At 64.2% G+C, this 6,316-nt stretch carries 7 protein-coding genes; 3 read left to right on the top strand and 4 right to left on the bottom strand.

Translation table 11 applies throughout. From position 1 onward, the window contains the following. Positions 1-66: 66 nt before the first annotated feature. Complete coding sequence (locus EN859_RS27460) at positions 67-459, top strand: Kazal-type serine protease inhibitor domain-containing protein (protein WP_127855862.1); 393 nt, start codon at positions 67-69, stop codon at positions 457-459. Between the two features lie 263 nt (positions 460-722). Then, positions 723-2,306 (top strand): sulfotransferase, encoded by a 1,584-nt coding sequence (locus EN859_RS27465; RefSeq protein ID WP_245525715.1) that lies wholly within the window; start codon positions 723-725, stop codon positions 2,304-2,306. A gap of 13 nt (positions 2,307-2,319) precedes the next feature. Here EN859_RS27465 and EN859_RS27470 read toward each other — a convergent pair whose 3' ends face one another. The 4 genes from EN859_RS27470 to EN859_RS27485 all read right to left on the bottom strand — a co-directional run bounded on the left by EN859_RS27470 (position 2,320) and on the right by EN859_RS27485 (position 5,315). Then, positions 2,320-2,673 carry a DUF1428 family protein gene (locus EN859_RS27470; RefSeq protein WP_127855864.1) on the bottom strand — a complete coding sequence of 118 codons (354 nt, stop codon included), beginning with the start codon at positions 2,671-2,673 and terminating at the stop codon, positions 2,320-2,322. Positions 2,674-2,762: 89 nt separating this feature from the next. Then, positions 2,763-3,191, bottom strand: coding sequence for a glyoxalase/bleomycin resistance/extradiol dioxygenase family protein (locus EN859_RS27475; protein ID WP_127855865.1), 429 nt, complete (start codon positions 3,189-3,191; stop codon positions 2,763-2,765). 151 nt (positions 3,192-3,342) lie between these two features. Continuing rightward, entirely contained in the window at positions 3,343-3,528 is a 186-nt protein-coding gene (locus EN859_RS39620; RefSeq protein WP_127855866.1) for a hypothetical protein, read from the bottom strand. Between the two features lie 257 nt (positions 3,529-3,785). Continuing rightward, a complete protein-coding gene (locus tag EN859_RS27485) occupies positions 3,786-5,315 on the bottom strand; it encodes an ABC-F family ATP-binding cassette domain-containing protein (protein ID WP_127855867.1) in 1,530 nt (509 codons plus the stop codon). A 372-nt stretch (positions 5,316-5,687) separates the two neighbouring features. Between EN859_RS27485 and EN859_RS27490 the strand changes: the two genes are divergently transcribed. After that, on the top strand, positions 5,688-6,316 hold a 629-nt coding region (locus EN859_RS27490), incomplete at its 3' end, for an ISAs1 family transposase (RefSeq protein WP_127856500.1).

Raw genomic sequence — 6,316 nt, forward strand, 5'->3', positions numbered from 1 at the left:
AATAGCGGGAAAACCCACGTTGGTGGCAGGCGCTTTTTTGCTGCCGGCTCGAGGGGAGGGACATCTATGAGGTTTCTTGCGGCAATCTTCTCGCGACTGGGCTTTGCCATCCTGTTCCTGTCGGCGCTGCTTGCGGCTTGTACCGTGGTGGTGGATGAGGGACCTGGGCCGCGCCCGCCGAGGCCGGAACCGCAATTCTGCACCAGGCAATATGAGCCGGTCTGTGCCCGGCGCGGCGGCGATCGCCAGACCTTTGCCAATGCCTGCCTTGCCGAACGAGAGGGATACCGCATCATCCGTGACGGCGAGTGCCGCGGCGGTGGCGGTGGCGAGCAGACCTTCTGCACACGCGAATATGCTCCGGTCTGCGGCCGACGTGGTGGCGAGTTGCGCACCTTCCCGAATGCATGCGAGGCCCGCGCCGCGGACTACCGGGTCGTCGACGACGGGCCCTGCTGAGAAGCTACGGCGCCTATCTTCCCGCCGGCGGGGGGATTTGCCGCATCCTGCCGGCGATGCTGGTGCGCTCTTGAATCTCAACGTCCCATGCCTTAGGTCCGGCAGGCGGACAAACACGGCAGGTTCCCATCAACAGAGATCAGAGAAGACCGGCAGACATAGGCGCCAATTCTGGCTCTGGGGGGCAGCCGCCGCTGGGGCTCGACCAGCGTGTGCAGCAGGCGTTGCAACTGCATCAGGCCGGGCGCCGGCAGGAAGCAGAGATGCTCTACCGGCAAGTGCTGGCGCAAAAGGCCAACCATGCGGCGGCGGCGCATTTCCTCGGGCTGCTGCTGCACCAGACCGGGCGCAGCGCAGACGGTCTGGTGCTGATCGAACAGTCGGTGCGGCTGCAGCCGAACAATCCGGATTTTCTCAACAATCTCGGCACCGTGCTGCGCGACCTCGGCCGGGTTGCGGCCGGCGCCGATTTCTTCCGCAAGGCGGTGGCAATTCGGCCGGACCAGCTTGCGGCGCGCGACAATCTCGGCTCGGCGCTGAAGCAGCTCGGCCAGTTCGAGGGCGCCGAGGAGATCTATCGCGGCACGATCGGTCGCAATCCGTTCCATGTCCGCGCCCGCATCGGGCTTGCCGAAACGCTGCAAGAGGCGGGCCGGCTTGACGAGGCGCTCGCCGTCTTTCGCGACGCACTGGCGATCCGGCCGAAGGACGCTGACCTGCTGCACGGGCTGGGCGTCGGTCTGATGGAAAAGGGCAGCCTCGGTGAGGCGGCGAATCTTTTCCGCCAGGCGCTGGCGGTCGATCCCGGCATGGCGAGGGCATGGCTGATGCTCAGCCAGGTCAAGCGCCAGAAGGAGCGCGACGCCGAGCTTGCCGGGATGGAGGCGCAGCACGCCAAGGCGCCGGAAGGCAGCCTGGCGCGCATGCAGCTGTCTTTCGGCCTCGGCAAGGCCAATGACGACCTCAAGGACTACGGCCGCGCCTTCGACTATTTCGCCGAAGGCAACGCGATCCGCCGCAAGGGCATCGACTACGACGCTGGCAAGACGCGCGCCGAATTCGAGGCGATGAAGGCGGTGTTCGACAAGGCGTTCTTCGAAAAGCACAAGGTGAGCGGGATTGCCGACGACACGCCGATCTTCGTCGTCGGCATGCCACGGTCTGGCACCACGCTGGTCGAGCAGATCATCGCCAGCCACCCGCAGGTCTACGGCGCCGGCGAGCTCAGCATCCTGAAGACGGCGGTCGGCAAGCAGTTTCCGTTAAGCATGAGGGGCGGCTTTCCGGCCGGTATCACCGAGATGCCTGACAAGGCCTTCGCCGAGGCGGGCCAGGCCTATCTCGACATGCTGCACGCCCGCTATCCGGATTTCAGGCACATCACCGACAAGATGCCCGGCAATTTCCTCTTGATCGGCTTCATCCATCTGATGCTGCCGAAGGCCAAGATCATCCATTGCGCGCGCGATGCGGCGGCGACCTGCCTGTCGATCTATAAGGTACATTTCCGCGGCGACAGCCACCGGTATGGCTATGACCTCGGTGAGCTTGCGGATTTCCACAATCTCTACACCGACATCATGGCGCATTGGCGGGCCGTGCTGCCCGGCGTCGTGCACGATGTGCGCTACGAGGATTTCGTCGCCGACCAGGAAGGGCAGACGCGGGCGCTGATCGCCCATCTCGGCCTGCCGTGGAACGATGCGGTGCTGTCGTTCCACGAGACTGACCGGCCGGTGCGCACGGCCTCGGCGGCGCAGGTGCGCCAGCCGATGTACCAGGGCTCGGTCAATCTGTGGAAGCGCTACGGCGACCGGCTCAAGCCGCTGCTCGACAAACTTACCTGAGGCGCCAAGGCGCCTACAGTTCCATGAACGGCTGGAAGCCGCCGAAGATCATGCGCTTGCCGTCGAACGGCATCGTCGACCAGTCGGCCTTCAGGCGCGGGTCTGCCATCACCTTGGCCATCACCGCATCGCGGTTCTGGCGCGATTCATAGACGACCCATGAGAAGATGACGATCTCGTCGTCCTTGGCCTGCACGGCGCGCGGGAACGAGGTGACCTTGCCATAGGGCACATCGTCGCCGACGCATTCGACATAGGCGAGCGCGCCATGCTCTTTCCAGACGGCGCCGGCTGTTCGCGCCATTTCTTTGTAGGCATCGAGATTTGCCTTGGGCACGGCAATTACGAAACCATCAACGTAGGACATTGGGTTCTCCCTTGATTGCTGGCGGCCTCCTTCTCCACTTGTGGGAGAAGGGGCCTGAACAATGGATGGCGGATGAGGGGTGGAAGGTGCTAAGCCTTCTTCACCGGCGCGTTCATCGCCCACTCCACGCCGAAGGGGTCGGTCAGCTGACCCCAGCGGTCGCCCCAGAACATCACCTGCAACGGCGTGGCGACCTTGCAGCCGGCGTCGACGGCGCGCTTCCACCAGGCGTCGATGTCGTCGCTGCCGAGATGAAGCTGTATGGTGTAGCCCTGCGGCTTCACGGCGGACATCCCGTGCTCGGGGTAGAAATCGGAAATCATCAACGTCGAACCGTTGATGTGGAGGTGGATATGCATCGTCCGGCCCTTCTCGTCCGGCGGGTAGAAGAAGACCTGCTCGGCACCGAAGGCCTTCTGGTAGAATTCAGCGGCCTTGAAGGCGCCGTCCAGTTGAAGATAGGGCGTCAACCCGCCGAGAACTTTTGCGGCAGGCTGGGTTTGGGGCTGATCGTTCATCTTCATTCCTCCTTGATACCGGTTTTGCCGTTGCGGCCGTACACAGGACGAATGACGCGGCGGCGATCCTACACGGCCGATGCGTCTTTTTTTCAATGCCGAACCGAGGGTTCGAAACGGCGCTTTGCTGCAAACGGCCGGTCGGTCTCCTTCACCTTGCCTCGGTCAGGGAGATTGCTATGCGAGGGCTGTTTTGCGCGTCAACGACGATTTCCGGCCAGCCGATGTCCTTGCGCAATTCGATCGGCAAGGAACGGAGGACGCGCTCGCTGCGGTAACGGGCGCGGGTTGCCGAGTAACGGGTCGCTATACGACCTATGGATGACAGAATAGACATGTGCGTTCTCCTCGATTGGCGCCGGCATCACCGTGTCGGCATTCCAAGGACGCGGCGCGCAGCCATGATCCGACAGACCGCCGGGATTTTTTGCCGCAAGGACGAATTCAATCGAAGAAGGTGTTTCCCACCCGCCGGGAATCGAGCAGTCAGGCGACCGGTCGCGTAAGCGGTGCCGGAACGCGCCGTTTGCCGCACGGGGCAAAGCGCCGGCGGCATCGCCAGCCCGTGTTACCATTGCAGTTGTCCGCCGCCCTTCAACCGCCCGCTTCGGCCACCGACGTGAAGAAATCCTCGGGGTCGTCGACTTCGGTCAGCCGCAGCTTCTCGATCAGCCAGAAACGGTTACCGATCGCCCTGATGAAGGAGCGGTCGTGCGAGGCGAGCAGACAACTTGCCTGATGGGCGAGCAATTCCGTTTCCAACGCCTCCTGGCCGTCGATGTCGAGATGGTTGGTCGGTTCGTCGAGCAAATAGAAATTGGGATTGGCGAGCCTCAGCGCCAGCATCATCAGCCGCGCTTTCTGCCCGCCGGACAGCAGGCCGATCCTGCGCTCCTGCACGTCGATGTTGACGCCGGCACCCGCCAGCAATGAGCGGGCGCGCTGCTCACCGACATCGAACCTGCGTGAGAGTATCGCCAGCGGCGTGTCGTCGCCGCTGATGCCCGACAGCGCCTGGTCGCCATAGCCGAGCACTGTCGATGGCGTCACCTTCACGCTTTGCGCTGCGGTCTCCGGCTCGACGATGGCGTTCCTGATCAGGTTGATGAGGCGCGACTTGCCGACACCGTTGCGGCCGACCAGGACGATGCGGTCGCCCTGGCAGATGTGCCGCCTGCCGGTTTTGAACAACAGCGTACCGTCCGGTGTTTCGACCGCTGCGTCGTCGAGCCCGATCAGCACCTTGGCATGGGTGCCGCGATTGGCCAGTTTTATCGCGCCCGCCGATCTCTCGCGGTGTGCCGGCGCCGCGGCTTCCTCGAGCCGCTGGGCGCGCTGGTTGAGCTGCTTGGTCTTGACCGTCAACAGGTCGCTGCCCGAATTGACGCCGATGTTGTTGAGCTTGGCGGCCTGCCGGCGCAGTTGCTGCGCCACCTTGATGTCGCGCTGGAACTTGCGCTCGGCCGAGGCATCGACTTCACTCAGCGCAGCGCGCGCCCGCGAATAGGGCAGGGAAAACACTGGAGACTGTTCCGGGCGCAGGAACAGCGTCCGGTTGGTCGTCGCGTCGAGAAACGCCCGGTCGTGGCTGGCAACCACGACCGGCACCTCGCGCGGCAGCGCGTTCAGCCAGGTCTCGAGCTGGCTGATCCTGGTCAGATCGAGGTGATTGGTCGGCTCGTCGAGAAGCAGGACATCCGGGTCGGTGACCCAAACGCGGGCGATCAACGCCAGCCTTTGCCAGCCGCCGCTCAATGCCCGCATCGGCCGCTCGCGCATCGGCTCCGGCACGTCGAGCGAATCGAGGACCACATCGACGCGCCACCGTTCGCTTTCGGCCCGCTCGGGCGGCAAGGCATCGGCGACCACCTGATGGAAACTGCGATCGAGGAGCGCGTCTGGAACCGCCTGCTCGACATGGCCGACGCGCAGGCCGCGCGTGCGGGTGATGTCGCCAGCAGTGGCTTCGATCTCGCCCGTCAGGCATCTGAGCAAGGTGGATTTGCCGCGGCCGTTGGCGGCGACGATGCCGAGGCGATCGCCGGCGCCGATGGTGAGGTCGAGGTTGGAGAAGAGCGGCGCACTCATTGTGACGCCGAAGGACTTGAGGCTGATCAGGGCCATGTCGATTTCTCTGGTCTGCGCGGACTGGAATTCCGCAATGCACTTTGACGATGCGCGGGCAGGCCATCAGGCCAAGCGTTGCGGCACCACGAAGGGCAGACCAAAAAATCGAAGCGGGAAAAACCCGGACCGTCTCTGGTCAGCCCTGCAAGCAAGCTCGCAGGGCGGAGACAGGGCCGCGCTGACGGTGGTGACGAAAAAACACGCAGCCCTCCTTTCGAGACGTTCGAGTGTGGAAACTGGCTACACCAAGGGTGGGGCCAATGGCAAGTGGGTTGGCCGGCTACCACGGCATTGAACTCGGGTTAACGGCGGTTTCGGGATTGCGACGGTTCTGATTCTGTTGGTGGCGTTGATTCGGAGAGCACCGCCATGCCTGAGACTGCCGAGAAGCCGCGTCTGCGGCTGTTGCTGGACCATTTCGCCCTGATCGAGGATGACCGGGAGGGGTGGCGGGTGGCGCATCCTCTGTCTGAGGTTCTGCTGCTGGTGGTCTGCGGCACGATCGCGGCGGGCGATGATTTCGAGGACATCGCCGATTGGGGCGAGGACAATGTGGCCTTCCTGCGCCGCTTCCTGCCCTATCATCACGGGGTTCCGGGTTCGCGTTGGCTGCGGTTGCTGATGAACCGGATCGATCCGGGGCTGTTTGCGAACTGCTTCCAGTCCTGGGCGACGGCGATGCGTCCGGACGCGCCAGCGCTGGTGGCCATCGACGGCAAGACCTCGCGCGGCAGCCACGATCGTCCCAGAGGGCGGGCCGCGCTGCACCTGGTCTCGGCATTTGCCACGCGCGAGCGTCTCGTCATCGGCCAGGAGGCCGTAGCCGAAGGAAGCTGCGAGCAGGAGACGATCCCGCTGCTTTTGGAAAAGCTGGCCGCATCCGGCAGCCTCGACGGCGCGCTGGTGACGATCGACGCGATCGCCTGCAATCCAAAGGTGGCCGCGGCCATCATCGACGCTGGCGCCGACTATCTTCTCGCCGTCAAGGCCAACCAGCC

The organism is Mesorhizobium sp. M00.F.Ca.ET.216.01.1.1, from assembly GCF_004010325.2.
Classification (GTDB): domain Bacteria; phylum Pseudomonadota; class Alphaproteobacteria; order Rhizobiales; family Rhizobiaceae; genus Mesorhizobium.

Coding starts and splice junctions, on each gene's coding strand:
- EN859_RS27460 (WP_127855862.1), top strand. CDS start 67: ATGAGGTTTCTTGCGGCAATCTTCTCGCGACTGGGCTTTGCCATCCTG.
- EN859_RS27465 (WP_245525715.1), top strand. CDS start 723: ATGCTCTACCGGCAAGTGCTGGCGCAAAAGGCCAACCATGCGGCGGCG.
- EN859_RS27470 (WP_127855864.1), bottom strand. CDS start 2,673: ATGTCCTACGTTGATGGTTTCGTAATTGCCGTGCCCAAGGCAAATCTC.
- EN859_RS27475 (WP_127855865.1), bottom strand. CDS start 3,191: ATGAACGATCAGCCCCAAACCCAGCCTGCCGCAAAAGTTCTCGGCGGG.
- EN859_RS39620 (WP_127855866.1), bottom strand. CDS start 3,528: ATGTCTATTCTGTCATCCATAGGTCGTATAGCGACCCGTTACTCGGCA.
- EN859_RS27485 (WP_127855867.1), bottom strand. CDS start 5,315: ATGGCCCTGATCAGCCTCAAGTCCTTCGGCGTCACAATGAGTGCGCCG.